The following is an 18,418-nucleotide window of genomic DNA, read 5'->3' on the forward strand; positions in this document are numbered from 1 at the left end:
CGTGGCGTTCGGGTGAGTCGGGGTCGGCCCGCAGGGCCCGGGTGCCGATGTACAGGAAATGACGAACAACCAGAAAGCGACCGCGGCGGTACGGGCCTGTCTGCTGGCCACCTGCGCACTCCTCGTGGCGGGACCGGTGCAGGCCCGCGCGGCGGCGCTCCCGGAGCCGTCCGCCGGCGACTGGCTCTATGTGACGGTCACCGACGGCGACTCCGGCGGCAGCCGTCCGGGCGAGGCCCGCTCCGGCGACGTCCGCCCCGGTGACCCCCGCTCCGGCGCCACCCGCGGCACCCTCCTGCTCTGCGACCCGCCCCGCGGCCATGTGCACGCCGCGCGCGCCTGCGAGGAACTGCGCGCCGCGCACGGCGACGTCGGCCTGATCCCGGCCGAGGACTCCTTCTGCCCGATGGTCTACGCCCCGGTGTCCGCCACCGCGCGGGGCACGTGGGGCGGCCGCGCGATCACGTACAAGGAGACGTTCGCCAACTCCTGTGTGCTGACGGCGCGCACGGGGGCGGTGTTCGACCTGCCGCGCTGACCGCCCGCCCGCCACCGGCTCCCAGGTGTCCTACCACGACCGGTCCCGGGCGTGTCGCGCCGCGGCGACCACCGTGCGGCTCTGGTGCTGCACCTGGTGCTCCAGAGGCACCCAGCGCGCCCGGAAGCGTTCGGCGAAGGCCTCGCTCCAGACGCCGACCAGGTGCTCCAGACGGGGCGCGGCCGGGTCACCGGCCTCCCGCAGGACCCGCAGCAGCATCGCCGCGGACCGCAGCGGGAGCCGGCGGCCGAACGCGTCCACACTGCCCACATGCGCCATCGTGGTGTGCGGGGGCGGCGGCCGGCCCCAGTCGCCGGCCAGTCCGGGAACCAGCTCCAGCGCCCACTTGGTGGCCCGCAGCAGCGGCCCGTCGGGACCGGTCAGACGGGGCTGCGCCTCGGCGAGGACCATCTCGACCTCGTGCGTGTCCCGCAGGAGACGGCGGGCCAGCCGGCGCATCGCCGCCGCCGGAGCGGGATGCGGAGCGGGATCGTCCACCAGGTCGCTCGCCCACATGGGCACCTCGACGACCGCGGTCAGCCCCCCGTACAGATGGGCCCGGTACCAGGTGCTCAGCCGGGCGTCGTCCGGCATGCTCGGGTACGCCAGGTCCGAGCCGGGCGCCGGCATCACATGCACCCCGGGTCCCGAGACCGGCCAGCCGGCGGCGTCCGAGGCGCCCGTCTCCACCGGTATGTTCAGCTCCGCCGCGGACTTGGCGAACGGCTCGGCCAGCCCCGGTATGTCCTTCGTGAGCTGCACCCAGCTGCCGCCCAGGTCGGTCCCGTGGAGCGTGACCTGGAGGTAGGGGCGCAGCTCGTCTATGACCCGGAAGAGGGCGAGGGTCTCGGGCGGCAGCCGGTCGGGCGGCAGCACCGAGGGCGACCACTCGGGCTGCTCGGGCCCGGCGGGGCGGAAGAAGCCGAGGTGGTAGTCGAGCAGGGTGCGCGGCGCCGGCGTCACATGGAGACTGGCGCCGTCCGGGTCCGCGCAGAGCAGGAAGTGCCAGGAGGTGTCGCCGCGCAACCGCCGCTCACGCACGACCCGTTCGGCCAGCGCCAGCAGGGTGGAACCGCCCGTGGGCTCGTTGGCGTGGGCGCCCGCGACGACCAGCACCGAGCGCCGGGCGTGCCCCACGGACAGCAGGTGCAGGGGCCGGCCGGCCCGCGAGGCGCCTATCTGCCGCAGCGAGCACAGACCCGGCCGATGAGCCGCCAGCGCCCTGGCGGAACGGAGGAGTTCGGTCACACTGGGGTAGCGCTGCTCCGGCAGGAGACTCACCCCCGACCTGGTCCGCCCTGCGTCGCAATCCGCAGTACTCCACGGACCGCGGGAGCTGTCAAGTACGTCGTGCGGTGCCTCCGGGGAGCGCTCAGCAGCACGTTCCGCCGAAGGGGGCACCGGTTCGCCCCCGGTCGTGGACGCGGCGGACGGCGGCACCTCGCGGCGCCGGGGGTCAGTCGGTCGACGTGGCATCGTCGCTCACCCGCTCGAGCAGAGCCACGGGTGAGCGTCCGAAAAGCGCCGCCACGCGCGCGTGCCCGGTGAACTCCTGTCCCGGGCCGAGCAGGTCCGTCCAGCGCCCCGGCGGCAGTGGCAGCTCCGTGTCGCGCCAGCCGCCCTCCTCTTCCAGACGCAGCGAGAGGCGGGTGACGGCCGCGATCACCTCACCGGAGCGGGTGAACGCCAGACAGTGCGCCGCCCCCTGGCCCCGGGCGGGCAGCGGATCGTACGCCGCGGACTCGCCGAAGACCGCGGGACGCCGGCGGCGCAGTCGCAGGGCGGCCGTGGTGAGCGCGGCCTTCTCGGCGGACAGCGCGTCCGGGTCCCGCGGGGGGAAGGCCACGGGCCGCCGGTTGTCCGGGTCCACCAGGGCCCGGTACTCGCACTCCGTGCCCTGGTACAGGTCCGGCACGCCCGGCATCGTCAGATGGACCAGGGCGGCGCCGAGGACGTTCGCCCGCACGTACGGCTCCAGCGACCGCCGGAACTCGTCGACACGCCGTCCGGGCGTCCCGCACGGGCCCGACTTCAGGAACGCCGCCACGGAGGCCTCGTACACGGGATCCTGCTCGGTCCACGCGGTGCCGAGGCCCGCCTCGCGGATGTGCTTCAGCAGGGCGCCCCTGAGGCGCTCCCCGGCGGCGGGTCCGAGGCCGACGGCGGTCTGCCACGCGGCCCAGGCCACCTGCGGGTCCGGCATGCCCACCCCCTCGGCGACCGTCGCCGCGGTCACCTCGGCGAGCAGGTCGGCCCAGCGCGCGGGCGCCTGGGTGAGCACGGAGATCGCGGCCCGTACGTCGGCGCTGCGCTTCGTGTCGTGCGTGGACAGCACGGTGCCGGTGGTGGGCCAGTCGCGCTGCACGCGCGCGCAGTACGCGTGGAAGACCTCGGGGGCGAGGGCGGGCGTGCCCGGTTCGCCGCCCACCTCGGTCGCCGACAGCAGGGGTACGTACCGGTAGAACGCGGTGTCCTCCACGGACTTGGCCCGCAGCGCCGACGCGGTCTGTGCGAACCGGGCCCGGAACGCCGCGTACGCCGGTCCTTCGCCGATCCGGCCCAGCACCAGATCCCGTACGAGACCGACGGTGTGGGCCTCCTCCGGCACCTTGAAGGCCTGTCCGGCCTCGTCCGCGGCCTCCTCGGTGAGCACCGCGGCGGCGTCCCCGGAGGCGTACGGCCGGTAGGCCTCCAGGCGGACGAGGAGCTCCCGCAGCGCGGTGCGCAGGGCCCAGGGGGCGCGGTCGCGCAGCGCGGGGTCCGCTGACGTGCGGCACAGCCGGTCCGCCTCGCGGGTCAGCCGGTCGACCTCGGCGGCCAGCTCGTGGTGGACCACCTTGTACGCGGCCCGCCGCACGCTCGCCTCCCAGACGCCCCCGCGGTCGGCCTGCGGGGCGGCGAACCTCCGGTACTGGCCCAGCAGCTCGCCGGCGCCCGCCGGGTCGGTGAGGACGCCGTCCACGTGCCGCAGCGCGTCGTAGCCGGTGGTGCCCGCGACCGGCCAGGCGGCGGGCAGCGGTTCGCCGTCCGCGAGGATCTTCTCCACCACCGTCCAGCGCCCCCCGCTCGCCTCGTGCAGGCGGCGCAGATACGCGTCCGGGTCGGCGAGGCCGTCCGGGTGGTCGATCCGCAGCCCGTCGACCACCCCGTCGGCCAGCAGCTCCAGGATCTTGGCGTGGGTGGCCGCGAACACCTCCGGGTCCTCGACGCGCACCCCGATGAGCTCCGAGATGCTGAAGAAGCGCCGGTAGTTGAGGTCGGTGCGGGCCAGTCGCCACCAGGCCAGGCGGTACCACTGCGCGTCGAGCAGCGCGGGCAGCGGAAGTTCCGCGGTGCCGGCCCGCAGCGGGAACGCGTGTTCGTGGTAGCGCAGGACGTCCCCGTCGACCACCAGGTCGCCGGTCTCCGCGCCCACCGGCTGCCCGAGCACCGGCAGCAGTACGCGCCCGTCCTGGGCCTGCCAGTCGATGTCGAACCAGCGCGCGTACGGAGAGTCGGGGCCCTCGCGCAGCACCTCCCACAGGGGGCGGTTGTGGCGGGGGGACATCGCCATGTGGTTCGGCACGATGTCCACCACCAGGCCCAGGCCGTGGTCGCGGGCGGTGCGCGACAGGGACCGCAGGCCGTCCTCGCCGCCCAGTTCGTCGCGCACGCGCGTGGGGTCGACGACGTCGTAGCCGTGGCCCGAACCCGGTACGGCCTCCAGGACGGGCGACAGATGGAGATGGGAGACGCCGAGGTCGGCCAGGTACGGCACGGCGCGCTCGGCCGCGGCGAAGGGGAACTCCGGTTGCAGCTGGAGCCGGTACGTGGCAGTCGGCGCGGTGGTGGCCGCCGGGTTTGGGCTCTCAGGTGTCATGGAGTCCTAGGTACCCGGCTTGCGGCGTTTAGTGCCGCCGACACGCTCCGCCGGGGTGCGGTTCGAAGGTGCGGGTCGGCTGTGGCTGGTCGCGCGGTTCCCCGCGCCCCTGCTTTTCAGGGGCGCGGGGAACCGCGCGACCAGCCCCCACCGGGCCCGCAGTCGAGCGGCCGCGGCCCGGTGGGGCCCTACGCCGGGCGTTGCAGCACCACCATGCTGCGGTCGATCATCTCCAGGCGGTCCCCCGCCTGGACCTTCGCGCCCGTGCCGGGTTCGAGCCCGCCCGGTCGCGCCGTGTCGACCACCACCTGCCACTGCCGTCCGTGGTTGACCGGCACCACGAACCCCACCGTCTTCGCCGAGGCGTTGAACATCATCAGGAACGAGTCGTCGCTGATCCGCTCACCGCGCGGGCCCGGCTCCGAGATGGCGTTGCCGTTGAGGAACACCGACAGCGCCCGCGCCTGCGTGGAGTCCCAGTCGCGCTGGGTCATCTCCTCGCCCCCCGGTGTGAACCAGGCGATGTCGGACAGCTCGTCGTGGGTGCCCTCCACGGGCCGCCCGTGGAAGAACCGGCGCCGCCGGAACACCGGGTGCTCGCGCCGCAGCCACACCATCGCGCGCGTGAACTCCAGCAGCTCGCTGCCGTCCTCGGGCCACGGCACCCAGGACAGCTCCGCGTCCTGGCAGTACGCGTTGTTGTTGCCGTGCTGCGTCCGCGCGAACTCGTCGCCGTGACTGAGCATCGGGACGCCCTGGGAGAGCATCAGCGTCGCGGTGAAGTTGCGCATCTGACGTGCCCGCAGCTCCAGGATCCGTACGTCGTCGGTGTCGCCCTCGGCCCCGCAGTTCCACGATCGGTTGTGGCTCTCGCCGTCGCGGTTGTCCTCGCCGTTCGCCTCGTTGTGCTTCTCGTCGTACGACACCAGGTCGTGCATCGTGAACCCGTCGTGGCAGGTGACGAAGTTGATGGAGGCCAGCGGGCGCCGCCCGTCGTCCTGGTAGAGGTCCGAGGACCCCGTCAGCCGGGACGCGAACTCCGCGAGCGTGCGCGGCTCGCCCCGCCACATGTCCCGTACGGTGTCGCGGTACTTCCCGTTCCACTCGGTCCACAGCGGCGGGAAGTTGCCCACCTGGTAGCCGCCCTCGCCGACGTCCCAGGGCTCCGCGATCAGCTTCACCTGGGAGACCACCGGGTCCTGCTGCACCAGGTCGAAGAACGACGACAGCCGGTCCACCTCGTGGAACTGCCGGGCCAGGGTCGCCGCCAGATCGAAGCGGAACCCGTCGACGTGCATCTCGGTGACCCAGTACCGCAGCGAGTCCATGATCAGCTGGAGCACGTGCGGGGACCGCATGAGCAGCGAGTTGCCCGTCCCTGTGGTGTCCATGTAGTAGCGGGGATCGTCCGTCAGCCGGTAGTACGAGGAGTTGTCGAGCCCCTTGAAGGACAGCGTCGGACCCAGGTGGTTGCCCTCGGCGGTGTGGTTGTAGACCACGTCGAGGATGACCTCGATGCCGGCCTCGTGCAGCGCCCGGACGGCCGACTTGAACTCCAGGACCTGCTGTCCGCGATCGCCCCAGGACGCGTACGCGTTGTGCGGGGCGAAGAAACCGATCGTGTTGTAGCCCCAGTAGTTGTTGAGTCCCATGTCGACCAGACGGTGGTCGTTCACGAACTGGTGAACGGGCATCAGTTCGAGGGCAGTCACGCCCAGTTCGGTCAGGTGTTCGATGACGGCCGGGTGGGCGAGCGCCGCGTACGTGCCGCGCAGCTCGTCAGGCAGCCCCGGGTGCCGCATCGTCAGACCCTTCACATGGGCCTCGTAGAGCACGGTGTGGTGGTACTCGGTGCGCGGGCGCCGGTCGTCGCCCCAGTCGAAGTACGGGTTGACCACCACGGAGCTCATCGTGTGCGGGGCCGAGTCCAGGTCGTTGCGCCGGTCGGGTGACGCGAAGTGGTAGCCGTACACCTCCTCGCCCCAGTCGACGCTGCCGCTTATGGCCTTCGCGTAGGGGTCGAGCAGCAGTTTCGCGGAGTTGCAGCGCTGCCCCCGCTCCGGCTCGTACGGGCCGTGCACCCGGAAGCCGTACCGCTGGCCCGGCATGACGCCGGGCAGGTACGCGTGGCGTACGAACGCGTCGGTCTCGCGCAGCTCCACGTCCGTCTCCGAACCGTCGTCGTGGAGCAGACACAGCTCGATCCGGTCCGCGGCCTCCGAGAAGACCGCGAAATTCGTGCCGGCGCCGTCGTACGTGGCACCGAGTGGGTACGCCTGTCCAGGCCAGACCTGCATGGATGCAACTCTTCCAGTTGTGCGACGCCGCGGCGGGCGACTCCCGCCCGAGTGTCCCCGAAACTCATGGAACCGCCTATGACTTACCTCCCTCTTACCGGTCGACCAGTGCATACGCGGTATGCCGAACCAGTGGGACTCGATCGACTCCTGGGGAAGTAGGGGGAGTGGGGGGAAATGTGCGCAGAATAGTGCACCGCCACCTGGGCAAGGTGGTGGCGGGCGCGGCCGTAGCGGTCGCGGGGACCGCCGTGATGGTCGCCGTCACACTGCCGGGCTCGGCGGGTGCGGACGACTCCGGCGGTCAGGGAACAGGGCAGCGGTCCGAGCAGGCGGGGCAGGCCCGGGAGCAGGGTCAGGGGCAGGGCGCCGTACAGCCGGGTGTGGTCGAACAGGCCCCGGCCGAGGGCGACTCGGGCACCGGACGCGACCCGCTCACCGAGGACGAGACCGAGCGGGTCGCGAAGCTCGCCCTGGACCGTCAGCTGTCCCGGGCGGCCGAGGACGTCGAGGGCGACAAGGGGCCGCAGCGGATCACCGTCGACCTCGCCGAGCCCGAGGTGGACGAACTGGACGACCCGGGCGCGCCGCGCCGTGCCGAGGTGTCGTTCTACGACTACAAGGACGACTCGCTCGTCACCAGGACCGTGAACCTCGACACCGGGAAGGTGGAGGCGACCGACACGCAGCACGGTGTCCAGCCGCCGCTCAGCCGGGACGAGACCGTCGAGGCCGCGCGGCTGCTGATCGCCGACCGGCTGGGCGCGGGCCTGAAGGCCGACTACAAGGACGCGACCGGCAAGGAGCTGACCACTCCCGACCAGCTGATGCTCAACAGCATGGTCTTCCGCGCGCACCCGGGCACGCCGGCCGCTCTCGCCGACTGCGGCGACCACCGCTGCCTGCGGCTCTTCGTGAAGGTCAAGAACGGTCCCTGGATCGACAGCCGTGACCTGGTGGTCGATCTGAGCGCCCGCAAGATCGCCAGGATCGGCTGAGCTCTCTCGGTCCACCGGCCTCCGTTCGTCGGACCATCGGGCCCGCTGGCTCTCAGCCATCGGTTCATCGCCTCACCGGCCCCACATGACCCTTCCCACTTTCCTGCTCGTGCAAGGGAGTCATTTCTTCATGCGCACACCGCATTCGCTCAGCGGACCCCGGCCGCGGGGAACCAGCCGCGCCTTCAGACGGACGGCGGTGGGCCTCTCGGTGGCCGCCCTGACCGTCGGCGCCACGACGGCCGCGGGACCGGCCGTCGCCCACAGCAAGGCGGCCCCCGCGGCGGCCGCCGACTGCAGCGCGGCGTACAAGATCAAGCAGAAGCTCGCCACCGGCACCACCTGGACGATGTGCTGGCACTACGAGAGCGAGGCCGGGCTCGTCCTGGAGAACGTCTCGTACCAGCCCAAGGGCGAATCCGCCCCGATCCGGGTCCTCACCAGCGCGAAGCTGGCCCAGATCCACGTCCCCTACGACGACGGCTCCGTCGAGTACGACGACCTCACGGGCGCCGGCTTCGGACAGGGCCTGATGGACATGGCACCCGGGGAATGTCCCGGCGGCACCATCAAGACCGTCAAGGTCCCCGACGCCTGGGACCCGGAGCACCCGAACGTCAAGGGCCTGTGCACCACCACCCGCTCCCGCGGCCACGCCTACCGCATGCAGGGCGACTCGGCGAGCAAGGTCTTCCAGCAGCAGGGCAAGGACCTGCTCGTCTACAGCGTCAACCAGGTCGGCTGGTACGAGTACATCACCGAGTGGCGCTTCCAGGACGACGGCACCATCAACATGAACGTCGGCGCCACCGGCAGCCTCTCGCCCGGTGACTACGACGCGGGTGACGGCCGCGGCTGGCCGCTCGGCAAGGGCGCCAAGTCCTACGCCACCAGCCACAGCCACAACGTCTTCTGGCGGCTCAACTTCGGCCTCGACGGCAACTCCAAGAACAAGGTCGAGCAGTACGACTCCGTGGTCAGCCCGCCGGCCCAGGGCGGCCAGGCCCCGCGCAACAAGACCACCCGCACGAAGGTCACCAAGGAACTCGCCGGCGACGCCAAGAACATGCGCTGGTGGCGCGTCGTCAGCACGACCGGCAAGAACAAGGACGACCACGCCCGGTCGTACGAGTTCGTCCCCGGCGCCAGCTCCAAGTACCCGGGCCGTAGCTTCACCAAGCACGACATCTACTTCACCCAGTACAAGAAGTGCGAACAGTTCGCCAGCAACAACCTCCGCAACTGCGGTACGGGAGGCGGTAAGTCCGTCGACAAGTGGGTCAACGGACAGGCCCTCACCCACCCCGTGGGCTGGGTGAACATCGGCTTCCACCACGTCGCCAGGGACGAGGACCAGCAGCCCATGCCGGTCCACTGGCAGGGCTTCTCGCTCGCCCCGCGTGACGTCACCGCTATGAATCCGCTCACTCCGCCGGAGCTGGCCGACCAGAACGGACAAGTGGAAGGCGGTAGTTGAGAAACGACCTGTCCATCCGGCTGCACCGCCCGCCGCTCCCGGAGTACCCTTCCTTGATCGTTGACCGGGGGAGTGCTCGGGGGAGCGGAAGGCGGGTGTGCGGGTGGGGTCCGGAGGGCTGGAGTTGCCCCCTGGTGACGGCGGTCACGAGGGGAGCTCCGCAGACGCCCCACCCGGAGCGGTGTCCCTCGCCCGGCCGATGGAGATCGGGGCGGAGCTGGACTGGGGCGCCGAGGCCTGGGGCGAGGTGCGTACGCGCGCGCAGCGGGCCGGACGCGCCTACATCTGGCTGAACCTGGTCGAACAGCGGCTGCGCGCGGTCGTGGCCGCCGTGCTGCGGCCCATCTACGAACCGGTGCACGGCGAGGACGACTGGGTGGTCGCCGCCGCCGGACCCGCGGGACAGGAGTGGGTCCAGCGCGCGGTGGCCGTACGCGAGGTCAGCCGCCGCAAGGGGTACTTGCTGGACCCCGCCGACGACAACGTCCTGAGCTTCCTGACGCTGCCGCAGCTGCGCGAGCTGATGGTGCAGCACTGGCCGTGCTTCGAGCCGTACTTCGACGAACGCAGGGACGTCGAACTCGCCCTCGACGAACTGGAGGTCACCCGCAACGTCGTCTCGCGGAACAGGGCCCTGTCCGAGGCGGTCCTGGCCCAGGCGGAGCGCGCCTCCGCGAAGCTCCTGGAGATACTCGGCGCGGGCAGTGACGTACCGTCCGCCCGCCGCCTGCCCGTCGACGCCGTGGAGAACCTGGTCGGCGACCGGTACGCGGACGTGGTGGGCGTGCACTCGGACCGGGTGCGGCTGCTGCGGCAGCTGCCCGCCGAGGACCTCTTCGGCGGGGCCCGGCGTCTCGACGTGATCGGTATCGGCCTGAACCTCCTCGTGCAGAACTTCTCGGGGCGGCGCCTCGTGCGGCTGGCCGAGTCGGGGTGCCGGGTGCGGCTGCTGTTCCTGAACCCCGCGTCCAGCGCGGTGAAGCGGCGCGAGCGGGAACTGGGGATAAAGCGGGGCGAACTGAGCCGCTCCGTCGAGATGAACATCCTGCACATGCGCCGGGTCAGGGCCAGGCTCCGTGATCCCGGCGCCTTCGAGATCCAGGTCTACGACGAGACGCCCCGCTTCACGGCGTACCTCGTGGACGGGGACGGCTCGGACGGTGTGGCGGTCGTGCAGTCCTATCTGCGCCGGACCCGCGGGATGGAGGCGCCGGTGCTCGTCCTGCGGGGCGGCGGGCGCGTACTGAAGCAGGACGAGGCGGGCGAGGAAGGGCTTTTCGGGACGTACCGCGAGGAGTTCGAAGTGGCGTGGGCGGATTCGCGGCCCGTCTCCTGAGCGGCCCTGCGGCCGGTGAGCGGAACGCGGTCCTCTGATTGTCAGTGGCCCATGCGATTGTGGAGGTCACTGGGGGAACGCACCACGAAGAAGGGGGCCGGCATGAGCTGGCACGGGGAGTTGCTGGTCGGCTTCGACTTGGAGACGACCGGGACCGATCCGCGCGAGGCGCGCATCGTCACCGGAGCGGTGATCGAGGTCCGGCGCGGGGAGCCGGCCGGGCACCGGGAGTGGCTCGCCGACCCGGGGGTCGAGATCCCGGCGGACGCGGTCGCGGTGCACGGGATCAGCAACGCGCGCGTGGCGGCCGAGGGCAGCCCCGCCGACGAGGTGGCCGACGCGATCGCCTCGGTGCTCGCCGCGTACTGGCAGTCGGGCGTCCCGGTCGTGGCGTACAACGCGGCCTTCGACCTGACCCTGCTCTCCGCCGAGCTGCTGCGGTACGGACTGCCGTCCCTGCGGGAGCGGCTGGGCGGCGCCGACCCCGCGCCGGTCATCGACCCGTACACGATCGACCGCTCCGTGGACCGCTACCGCCGCGGCAAGCGCAATCTCGAAGCGGTCTGCGCGGAGTACGGCGTCACGCTCGACTCCGCCCACGACGCCTCGGCGGACGCCCTGGCCGCGGCCCGGCTGGCCGCCGCGATAGCCGCCCGCCACCCGAAGGTGGCCGCCCTGGGCCCGGCCGACCTGCATCGCCGTCAGATCGAGTGGTACGCGCAGTGGGCGGCCGACTTCCAGAAGTTCCTGCGCCGCAAGGGGGACCCGGACGCCGTCGTCGACGGGGTGTGGCCCGTGCGGGACCTGGCGGACGAGCGGGTCTGAGGCGGGCCGCGGCCCGCCTCACGGCGGGCGGCGTCAGGCGGTGGCCGGGCTCGCGACGCGCTCGACGCGCGGTGCGGCGAGCCGGGCGTAGTCGGCGCCGGAGATGACCAGGGAGCGGTCGAGCCGGGCCGCGTTGAAGTAGAGGCGCGGCTGCGCCACGACGTCCGGGTCGGCGACGACTTCGAGGTCCGCGTCGAAGCTGAACGGGAGGACCGTGCCGGGTACGGAGCGGGCGAGGCGCTCCGTGGTGGCCGCGTCGCTGAAGCCGGCGTAGCGGGCCGTGTACAGGGACTTGACCGCGTCCAGGTCCACGCGGCGGTCGCCGGGGACGACCGCGAGGATGTTGCGGGTGGTCTTCCGGTCCACCTTGACCCTGAGGACGATGCACTTGGCGGCCTCGGACTCCGGGTGGCCGCGCAGCGCGGAGACCGCCTGGGTGCTTCCTTCGGGCTCGTGGTCGATGAGCTCGTAGTCGACGGAGTTGCTGTCCAGCAGGGCGATCAGACGGTCGTAGGTGTCGTGGGCGTCGGAGGTGTCGTGCTCGGGCATGCCGGGTCCTCTGCGGGGTCGGTTGTGATCTGCGGGTTCGTCGTGGCCGGCGTCGGCCGGGCTCTGTGGGTGCGCTCCACCGACTGGCCCCAGTATGTTCCGGCGACCATCAAGGCCGCGCCCAGGCCCGTGAGCGGGGTGAAGTGTTCGCCCGCGAGGCCGATTCCCACCGCCGCGGCCCAGATCGGTTCGGTGCCCAGCAGGAGACTGGCCCGGCTGGCCGAGGTGCGCTGGACGGCCCAGGTCTGCGCGAGGAACGCGAACACGCTGCAGAACAGGGCGAGATAGAGCAACTGGGCCCAGCCCGCCGCGCCGACCTGGACGAGGGAGGGCAGATCGCCGGAGGCGGGGATCAGGAACAGGCCCGTACCGACGAGGGTCTGCACGGTGGTCAGGCGCAGCGGCCGGACCGCGCGGCCCGCCGTGAGCCGGCCGACGAGCGCCACATGCCCCGCGCGTATCACCGCGGCGGCGAGCATCAGCAGGTCACCGAGGCGGGGAGCGTGGAAACCGTTGCCCGACATGAGGAGGCCGACCGCCAGCAGGCACACCCCGGCGGCCGCGTAGAAGGCCGGCGGGAGGCCGCCCCCGCGACCGCCGCGGCCGGTGCGGTCCAGGAGGGGGGTGATCACGATGGTCAGGCTGATGATGAGGCCCGCGTTGGCGGCGCTGGTGTGCGTCACGCCGTACGTCTCCACGACCAGGACGGCCGCCTGGGTGACCCCCAGGGGCAGCCCGATCCGGAGTTCGTCCCGGGTCCACGGTCCGGACCTCCGGTCGGCGCCGACCACGGCGAGACACGCGAGCGCGGACAGGGCGTACCGCGCGAACAGCACCACCAGGACGGGCAGTACGGCGGTCGCGGTCTGGGCGGAGAGATAGCTGGAGCCCCAGACGAGGGCGACAAGGAGGAGTACCGCGTCGGTACGGCGGGCATCGGGCACGCGCTCACCCTGCCACCCCGTGTCTCTGAAGCACAGAGCCGACTTCTTAAACGATCATTTAGCATCACTACATCGAACCGACGAGGCCGAGGACATGGACGAACGACAGCTGCGGATCCTGCGTGAGCTGGGCGAACTGGGCAGCGTCACGGCGGTCGCCGAGGCGCTCCTGGTCACGCCCTCAGCGATCTCCCAGCAACTGCGGCTGCTGCAGCGCGCGATTCCCGTACCGCTCACCGAGCGCCAGGGGCGGCGCCTGGCCCTCACGGACGCCGGGCAGGCGCTGGCCGGCGCGGCGATCGAGGTGGAGACGGCGCTGGAGCGCGCGCGGCACACCGTCGCGGAGTTCGTCGACCGGCCGGACGGCGAGGTGTCGGTGGCCGCCTTCCACAGCGCGGCGTCGGCGTTCTTCCCGCTGCTGCTGCGGGCGCTCGCCGCCCCCGACGGGCCCCGCCTCTCCCTCGCCGACGCCGACGTGACGCAGGGCGACTTCCCGGCGCTGACGCGGGAGTACGACCTCGTGCTCGCCCACCGGCTGGAACACACCCCGGGATGGCCGCGTACCGTCACCGCCACGACGCTGATGAGCGAACCGCTCGACGTGGCCATGCCCGCCGACCATCCGCTGGCAGTCAAGCACCGGCTCACTCCGCGCGACGTGGCCGACGAGCCCTGGATCACGGCGCACGACGGCTTTCCGGTCGTCGCCACCATCGACGCCATCGCCACGGCAGCGGGCCGCCGTCTGCGGCTCGTCCACCGGATCAACGAGTTCTCGGTGGTCGCGGAGGCCGTCGCCGCCGGCGGAGGTCTCGCCCTGATGCCCCGCTGGACGATGCGCCCGCACCCCGCGCTGGTCCTCAAACCGCTCAGCGGCGTCCGGGCCCGCCGGCACATCGACGCGCTGCACCGCCCGGAGCGCACGGCACGCAAGGCGGTCCGCACGGTGCTCGCCGAACTGCGCCGGGCGGCCGACACGATCCGCGGCTGAGGCTGAGCGCCCCGAGGGGCCCGAGGGGCCTGGGAAACCGCGCGACCAGCCACGACGCACACCCGTAGAACGATCCCTCAGAACGGACCCTCAGAACGGGTACCAGCGGACCGTCTCGTCGCCGTCCCGCAAGGACGCCACCCGCCGCTCGAACTCCGCCAGCGCCTTCGGGTTGCTCGGCGCGTGCTGGGCGACCCACGCGCAGCTCGCCGTCTCCCGCGCCCCGCGCAACACCCCGCACCCCGCCCACTCCCGCACGTCCCACCCGTACTCCGCCGTGAACGTGTCGTACGCGGCGGCGGACATCCCGTACCGGTCGCGGGACAGCGCCATCACGACCAGGTCGTGCTCGCGCAGGTCGGCGGAGAACGTCTCCAGGTCGACCAGGACGGGCCCGTCGGGGCCGACGTGCACGTTGCGGGGCAGCGCGTCGCCGTGGATCGGGCCGGGCGGCAGCTCCGGTGCGAGCGCGGCGGCGGCCGTGGCGAAGCCGTCCCGCCGGTCCCGCAGGAAGGCCGCGTCCGCCGGGTCGATCACCGCACCCGCGAGCCGCAGCCACCGCTCCACCCCGCCGAGCAGCTCACGGCGCGGCAGCGTGAAGGAAGGGGACGGCAGGGCGTGCACCACCTTGAGGAGCGCGGCCAGATCGCGCGGTTCGGCGGGGCGTACGGGGTCGGACAGCCGGTGCCACAGCGTCACCGGGTGCCCGGCCACGAACCGCGCCTCGGGCTCGGCGGGCCGCACCGCGGGCACGCCCGCCTCGGCCAGCCAGAGCGCGATGGCCAGCTCCCGCCGCGCCCGGTCGAGAAGTTCGGTGTCGCGTCCCACCTTGACCACCAGGTCCCCGGCGGCGAAGACGGCGTTCTCGCCGAGGGCGAGCAGTACCGCGTCCCGGCCGTCCCCGACGACCTTCGCCTCGGCGAGTACGTCCCGCGCCTGTGCCTCGTCCATCACTTGCCTTCCGTGCAGCCGCCGGCTCCCGCAGTTCTCTCGTACGCCTCGTACGCCTCGTACGCCTCGTACGCGTCGTGCTGTCTCGTACGGTGTCGAGCGCCATTCTGCCCCGGGCCGCGGACGTCGAGATCACGCCATACGTCGCCCAGTGTCACATTCGCACTGGTGGGAGCGGCCATCAGGGCGTGCGTGCTGTCTTGACGCGATGTCAGTGGGTCAGCACGATGACGGGGGCCGTCGGGACGGCCAGATCCGCATGAACCGCTCAGAGGAGCAGATTCCGTGACATTGTCGACCGCGAGGACGCGGTCAACGAAGCCCGCGCCGAGGGCCGACGGGCAGGGCCGCCCCGTCGACCACGGCGCCTGGTTCCTGGTGCTGCCCGCGCTCATTCCGATCCTGGTGCTCAGCGTCGGTCCGCTCCTGTACGGCATCTCGCTGGCGTTCACCGACGCGCAGTCCGGCCGGACCGAGCCCACGCAGTGGATCGGGACGCTCAACTTCCAGGATCTGCTGCACGACACCCTGTTCTGGGACTCGTTCCGGATCGGCCTGCTGTGGGCGGTGGGGGTGACCGTCCCGCAGTTCCTGCTCGCCCTGGGGCTCGCCCTGCTGCTCAACGAGGAGCTGCGGCTGCGCTGGCTGGCAAGGGCGCTGGCGATCATCCCATGGGCGATGCCCGAGGTCGTGGTCGGCATCATGTGGCGCATCGTCTACAACCCGGACGCGGGCATCCTCAACGAGACGATCCGCGACCTGGGCCTGGGCGACGGACGCGACTGGCTGTCGGGCCTGTCGACCGCGCTGCCCGCGGTGATCGTGGTCGGCGTCTGGGCGGGCATGCCGCAGACGACGGTCGCGCTGCTCGCCGGGCTGCAGAACACCCCGCGCGAGCTGCACGAGGCGGCGGCCATGGACGGCGCAGGCGCCTGGCGGCGCTTCCGCACGGTCACCTGGCCCGCCCTGAAGCCGGTCGCGCTCGCCATCACCGCGCTCAACTTCATCTGGAACTTCAACTCGTTCGCCCTGGTCTACGTGCTGACCAACGGCGGTCCCGGCGGCCGGACCCGGCTGCCGATGCTGTTCGCCTACGAAGAGGCCTTCCGCTACGGGCAGTTCGGCTACGCGGCGGCGATGGGATGCGTGATGGTCGCGGTGATCTCGGTGATTCTCGCCGTCCAGCTGGTCGGCCGACTGAGGGGCGGCGAGGACGTGTGAGGCCGAGCAAGGGCGCCCGTGCGGGCCAGTACGCGGCACTGCTCGCGTATCTCGTCTTCCTCGCCTTCCCGTTCCTGTGGCTCGTCTCCACGGCCTTCAAACCGCCGCGCGAACTGGGCAGTCTGCATCCGACCTGGCTTCCCGAGAGTCCGACCCTCGACAACTTCCGGCAGGCCTTCGACGAACAGCCGCTGCTGGAAGCCGCGTCGAACTCCCTGGTCGCGGCGCTCGGCGCGGCCGTGATCGCCGTTGTCGTCGCCACCCCGATGGCGTACGTCATGGCCCGGCACCGCACCCGGCTCGCGAAGGCGGCCACCGGCTGGGTGGTGGTCAGCCAGGCGTTCCCGTTCGTCCTGGTGATCATTCCGCTGTTCCTGGTCCTGAAGAACCTGCGGCTGATCAACTCCGTCCCCGGACTGATCATGGTGTACGTGGTGTGGGCCCTGCCGTTCGCGCTGTGGATGCTGGTGGGATACGTGCGAGCGGTGCCGGCCGAGCTGGAGGAGGCCGCGGCGGTGGACGGCGCCGGAAGGCTGCGGACGCTGGTCTCGATCACCGCGCCGCTCCTCGTGCCGGGCATCGTCGCCACGGCGCTGTTCGCGTTCATCAGCGCGTGGAACGAGTTCTTCTTCGCCCTGGTGCTCCTCAAGACCCCGGAGAAACAGACCTTGCCCGTCGTCCTCACCCACTTCATCGGCGCGGAGGGCGTGGCCGACCTCGGCCCCCTCGCGGCTGCCGCGTTCCTCGCGACCCTGCCGTCCCTGGTCGTGTTCGCGCTCATCCAGAAACGGATCACGGGCGGCATGCTCGCCGGGGCGGTGAAGAGCTGATGCGGACGAGGACGACGGCGAGGACGAGGACGGCGAGGAGGCCACGTACGCGTCGGCTCGTCGCGCTGGTCGCCGGGCTGGTGCTCGTCGGCGGTGCCGGCTGTTCCGGTGACGGGGGCGGCTCCGAGGACGGCCGGATCACGCTCCGCTTCCAGTCGCTGGCGTGGCAGGAGGAGTCCGTCGAGGTCAACAAGGAGCTGGTGCGGGAGTGGAACGCGGCGCACCGGGACGTCAAGGTCGAGTACGTACAGGGCTCCTGGGACAGCGTCCACGACCAACTGCTCACGTCCTTCGAGGGCGGTGAGGCGCCGGACGTCATCCATGACGCCTCGGACGACCTCGCGGACTTCGCGTACGGCGGGTATCTCGCCGATCTGCGCGGCCTGCTGTCCGAGCGGCTGACGTCCGACATCCCGGAACGGAGCTGGGAGACCACGACCTTCGGGGACGGGGTCTACGGCGTGCCCTTCCTCCAGGAACCCCGTGTCCTGATCGCCAACGCCAAGTGGCTGAAGGAGTCGGGGGTACGGATTCCCACTCCCGGTAAGCCGTGGAGTTGGACCGAGTTCAGGAAGATCACCGACGAACTGGGCGGCGGGGACGGGAAAGAGGGGGGAGAGGGGAAGTACGGGGTGGCCTGGCCGCTCAAGGAGCCCGTCTCGGCCACGCTCAACCTGTCGCTGTCGACCGGCGGGCAGCTCTTCCACCGCGGCCGGGACGGCAAGGTTCGGGTCCGGTTCGAGGAGGGCGACGAGGTGGTGCCGCGCACCATCCACGACCAGGTCAACACCGACGGCAGCGCGTCCGGTTCGACACTCGGCAGCGGCGGCTCCGACACACTGCCCGGCTTCTTCGGGGGTAAGTACGCGATGGTGCCGCTCGGGTTCTCCTACCGGCAGCAGATCGTGCAGCAGGCGCCGAAGGGGTTCGACTGGCAGGTGCTGCCCGCGCCCGCCGGGGCCGACGGGCTCACCCAGGGCGTGAGTCCGCAGACGCTGTCCGTCGCGCGGGACAGCGCGCACCAGGCGGAGGCGGCGGAGTTCATCGACTTCCTGCTCCGGCCGCGCAACATGGTGCGGCTCGCGCTCGGCGACTGGATGCTGCCGACCGGTGCGGAGGCGCTCCGGGATCCGGCGCTGCGTACGGAGAAGGACGACTGGGCTGTCGGGACCGCGCTCGCCGGGCGGTTGCGGTCGGCGCCGGCGCAGTCCGTGCGGGGGTATCCGGAGTGGAAGGACAAGGTGGCGACGCCTGCGTTTCAGGAGTACTACAGCGGGGCGATCGGGGTGGGGGAGTTGCGGCGGCGGCTTGTGGAGGACGGGAATCTGGTGTTGGCGCGGTATCAGCGGTGACGGGTGTGGGGTGTGGGGTGTGAGGTAGGGGGTGCGGGGTCGTTCGTCGGGTGCGGGTGGGTGGGGGCTGGTCGCGCAGTTCCCCGCGCCCCTGAAAGACTGCGCCGTTCCCCGCGCCCCTGAAGGCAAAGAACGCGCCGTTCCCCGTGCCCCTGAAGACAAAGAACGCGCCGTTCCCCGTGCCCCTGAAGGCGCAAGACTGCGCCGTTCCCCGCGCCCCTTCGGGTGTCGCCTAAAGCAGTTGTACGAG

At 71.8% G+C, this 18,418-nt stretch carries 15 protein-coding genes; 9 read left to right on the plus strand and 6 right to left on the minus strand.

Translation table 11 applies throughout. The features are described 5' to 3' along the window. Positions 1–58 precede the first annotated feature (58 nt). Entirely contained in the window at positions 59–538 is a 480-nt protein-coding gene (locus tag ACLVWQ_RS01765; protein ID WP_414106276.1) for an SSI family serine proteinase inhibitor, read from the plus strand. A 30-nt stretch (positions 539–568) separates the two neighbouring features. Here the strand turns inward: ACLVWQ_RS01765 and ACLVWQ_RS01770 are convergent, their stop codons facing one another. The 3 genes from ACLVWQ_RS01770 to glgX all read right to left on the minus strand — a co-directional run bounded on the left by ACLVWQ_RS01770 (position 569) and on the right by glgX (position 6,694). Beyond that, positions 569–1,819, minus strand: coding sequence for a M14 family zinc carboxypeptidase (locus ACLVWQ_RS01770; RefSeq protein ID WP_414106277.1), 1,251 nt, complete (start codon positions 1,817–1,819; stop codon positions 569–571). A 175-nt stretch (positions 1,820–1,994) separates the two neighbouring features. Further along, positions 1,995–4,397, minus strand: a complete 2,403-nt coding sequence (treY, locus tag ACLVWQ_RS01775) for a malto-oligosyltrehalose synthase (RefSeq protein WP_414106278.1) — start codon at positions 4,395–4,397, stop codon at positions 1,995–1,997. Positions 4,398–4,585: 188 nt separating this feature from the next. Further along, positions 4,586–6,694, minus strand: coding sequence for a glycogen debranching protein GlgX (glgX, locus tag ACLVWQ_RS01780; protein WP_414106279.1), 2,109 nt, complete (start codon positions 6,692–6,694; stop codon positions 4,586–4,588). 179 nt (positions 6,695–6,873) lie between these two features. On the opposite strand from glgX, the gene ACLVWQ_RS01785 reads away from it, so the two are divergent. From ACLVWQ_RS01785 to ACLVWQ_RS01800, 4 genes are all read left to right on the plus strand, one after another. Further along, positions 6,874–7,692 carry a Tat pathway signal sequence domain protein gene (locus ACLVWQ_RS01785; RefSeq protein WP_414106280.1) on the plus strand — a complete coding sequence of 273 codons (819 nt, stop codon included), beginning with the start codon at positions 6,874–6,876 and terminating at the stop codon, positions 7,690–7,692. Between the two features lie 130 nt (positions 7,693–7,822). Beyond that, positions 7,823–9,169 (plus strand): copper amine oxidase, encoded by a 1,347-nt coding sequence (locus tag ACLVWQ_RS01790; RefSeq protein WP_414106281.1) that lies wholly within the window; start codon positions 7,823–7,825, stop codon positions 9,167–9,169. 103 nt (positions 9,170–9,272) lie between these two features. Continuing rightward, a complete protein-coding gene (locus tag ACLVWQ_RS01795; protein WP_414106282.1) occupies positions 9,273–10,505 on the plus strand; it encodes an SAV2148 family HEPN domain-containing protein in 1,233 nt (410 codons plus the stop codon). 102 nt (positions 10,506–10,607) lie between these two features. Continuing rightward, positions 10,608–11,330, plus strand: a complete 723-nt coding sequence (locus ACLVWQ_RS01800) for a 3'-5' exonuclease (RefSeq protein ID WP_414106283.1) — start codon at positions 10,608–10,610, stop codon at positions 11,328–11,330. Between the two features lie 33 nt (positions 11,331–11,363). Here the strand turns inward: ACLVWQ_RS01800 and ACLVWQ_RS01805 are convergent, their stop codons facing one another. Both ACLVWQ_RS01805 and ACLVWQ_RS01810 read right to left on the minus strand, forming a co-directional pair. Then, positions 11,364–11,879, minus strand: coding sequence for a YbaK/EbsC family protein (locus ACLVWQ_RS01805; protein ID WP_414106284.1), 516 nt, complete (start codon positions 11,877–11,879; stop codon positions 11,364–11,366). Further along, the gene (locus tag ACLVWQ_RS01810; protein WP_414106285.1) at positions 11,831–12,823 is read right to left on the minus strand and encodes a DMT family transporter; all 993 of its coding nucleotides are present in this window, start codon (positions 12,821–12,823) and stop codon (positions 11,831–11,833) included. The genes ACLVWQ_RS01805 and ACLVWQ_RS01810 overlap by 49 nt, the downstream gene beginning before the upstream one ends. 94 nt (positions 12,824–12,917) lie before the next feature. Between ACLVWQ_RS01810 and ACLVWQ_RS01815 the strand changes: the two genes are divergently transcribed. Further along, positions 12,918–13,814 carry a LysR family transcriptional regulator gene (locus ACLVWQ_RS01815; RefSeq protein WP_414106286.1) on the plus strand — a complete coding sequence of 299 codons (897 nt, stop codon included), beginning with the start codon at positions 12,918–12,920 and terminating at the stop codon, positions 13,812–13,814. 90 nt (positions 13,815–13,904) lie between these two features. On the opposite strand, the gene ACLVWQ_RS01820 is transcribed toward ACLVWQ_RS01815, so the two are convergent. Next, on the minus strand, positions 13,905–14,765 hold the full coding sequence (locus ACLVWQ_RS01820; RefSeq protein ID WP_414106287.1) for a phosphotransferase enzyme family protein: 861 nt from the start codon (positions 14,763–14,765) through the stop codon (positions 13,905–13,907). A gap of 285 nt (positions 14,766–15,050) precedes the next feature. On the opposite strand from ACLVWQ_RS01820, the gene ACLVWQ_RS01825 reads away from it, so the two are divergent. The 3 genes from ACLVWQ_RS01825 to ACLVWQ_RS01835 are packed head-to-tail and all read left to right on the plus strand — an operon-like array spanning position 15,051 to position 18,168. After that, a complete protein-coding gene (locus ACLVWQ_RS01825; protein WP_414106288.1) occupies positions 15,051–15,986 on the plus strand; it encodes a carbohydrate ABC transporter permease in 936 nt (311 codons plus the stop codon). Continuing rightward, complete coding sequence (locus tag ACLVWQ_RS01830) at positions 15,983–16,816, plus strand: carbohydrate ABC transporter permease (protein ID WP_414106289.1); 834 nt, start codon at positions 15,983–15,985, stop codon at positions 16,814–16,816. The genes ACLVWQ_RS01825 and ACLVWQ_RS01830 overlap by 4 nt, the downstream gene beginning before the upstream one ends. After that, a complete protein-coding gene (locus tag ACLVWQ_RS01835; protein ID WP_414106290.1) occupies positions 16,816–18,168 on the plus strand; it encodes an ABC transporter substrate-binding protein in 1,353 nt (450 codons plus the stop codon). The genes ACLVWQ_RS01830 and ACLVWQ_RS01835 overlap by 1 nt, the downstream gene beginning before the upstream one ends. Positions 18,169–18,418: the final 250 nt, after the last annotated feature.

The organism is Streptomyces sp. CWNU-52B (genome assembly GCF_047444975.1).
In the GTDB taxonomy this organism is placed as follows: Bacteria; Actinomycetota; Actinomycetes; order Streptomycetales; family Streptomycetaceae; genus Streptomyces.

Bases quoted from the DNA above. Each gene is read 5' to 3' on its own strand.
- glgX (WP_414106279.1), bottom strand. From the start codon at position 6,694: ATGCAGGTCTGGCCTGGACAGGCGTACCCACTCGGTGCCACGTACGAC.
- ACLVWQ_RS01800 (WP_414106283.1), top strand. From the start codon at position 10,608: ATGAGCTGGCACGGGGAGTTGCTGGTCGGCTTCGACTTGGAGACGACC.
- treY (WP_414106278.1), bottom strand. From the start codon at position 4,397: ATGACACCTGAGAGCCCAAACCCGGCGGCCACCACCGCGCCGACTGCC.
- ACLVWQ_RS01805 (WP_414106284.1), bottom strand. From the start codon at position 11,879: ATGCCCGAGCACGACACCTCCGACGCCCACGACACCTACGACCGTCTG.
- ACLVWQ_RS01765 (WP_414106276.1), top strand. From the start codon at position 59: ATGACGAACAACCAGAAAGCGACCGCGGCGGTACGGGCCTGTCTGCTG.
- ACLVWQ_RS01815 (WP_414106286.1), top strand. From the start codon at position 12,918: ATGGACGAACGACAGCTGCGGATCCTGCGTGAGCTGGGCGAACTGGGC.
- ACLVWQ_RS01835 (WP_414106290.1), top strand. From the start codon at position 16,816: ATGCGGACGAGGACGACGGCGAGGACGAGGACGGCGAGGAGGCCACGT.
- ACLVWQ_RS01790 (WP_414106281.1), top strand. From the start codon at position 7,823: ATGCGCACACCGCATTCGCTCAGCGGACCCCGGCCGCGGGGAACCAGC.
- ACLVWQ_RS01820 (WP_414106287.1), bottom strand. From the start codon at position 14,765: ATGGACGAGGCACAGGCGCGGGACGTACTCGCCGAGGCGAAGGTCGTC.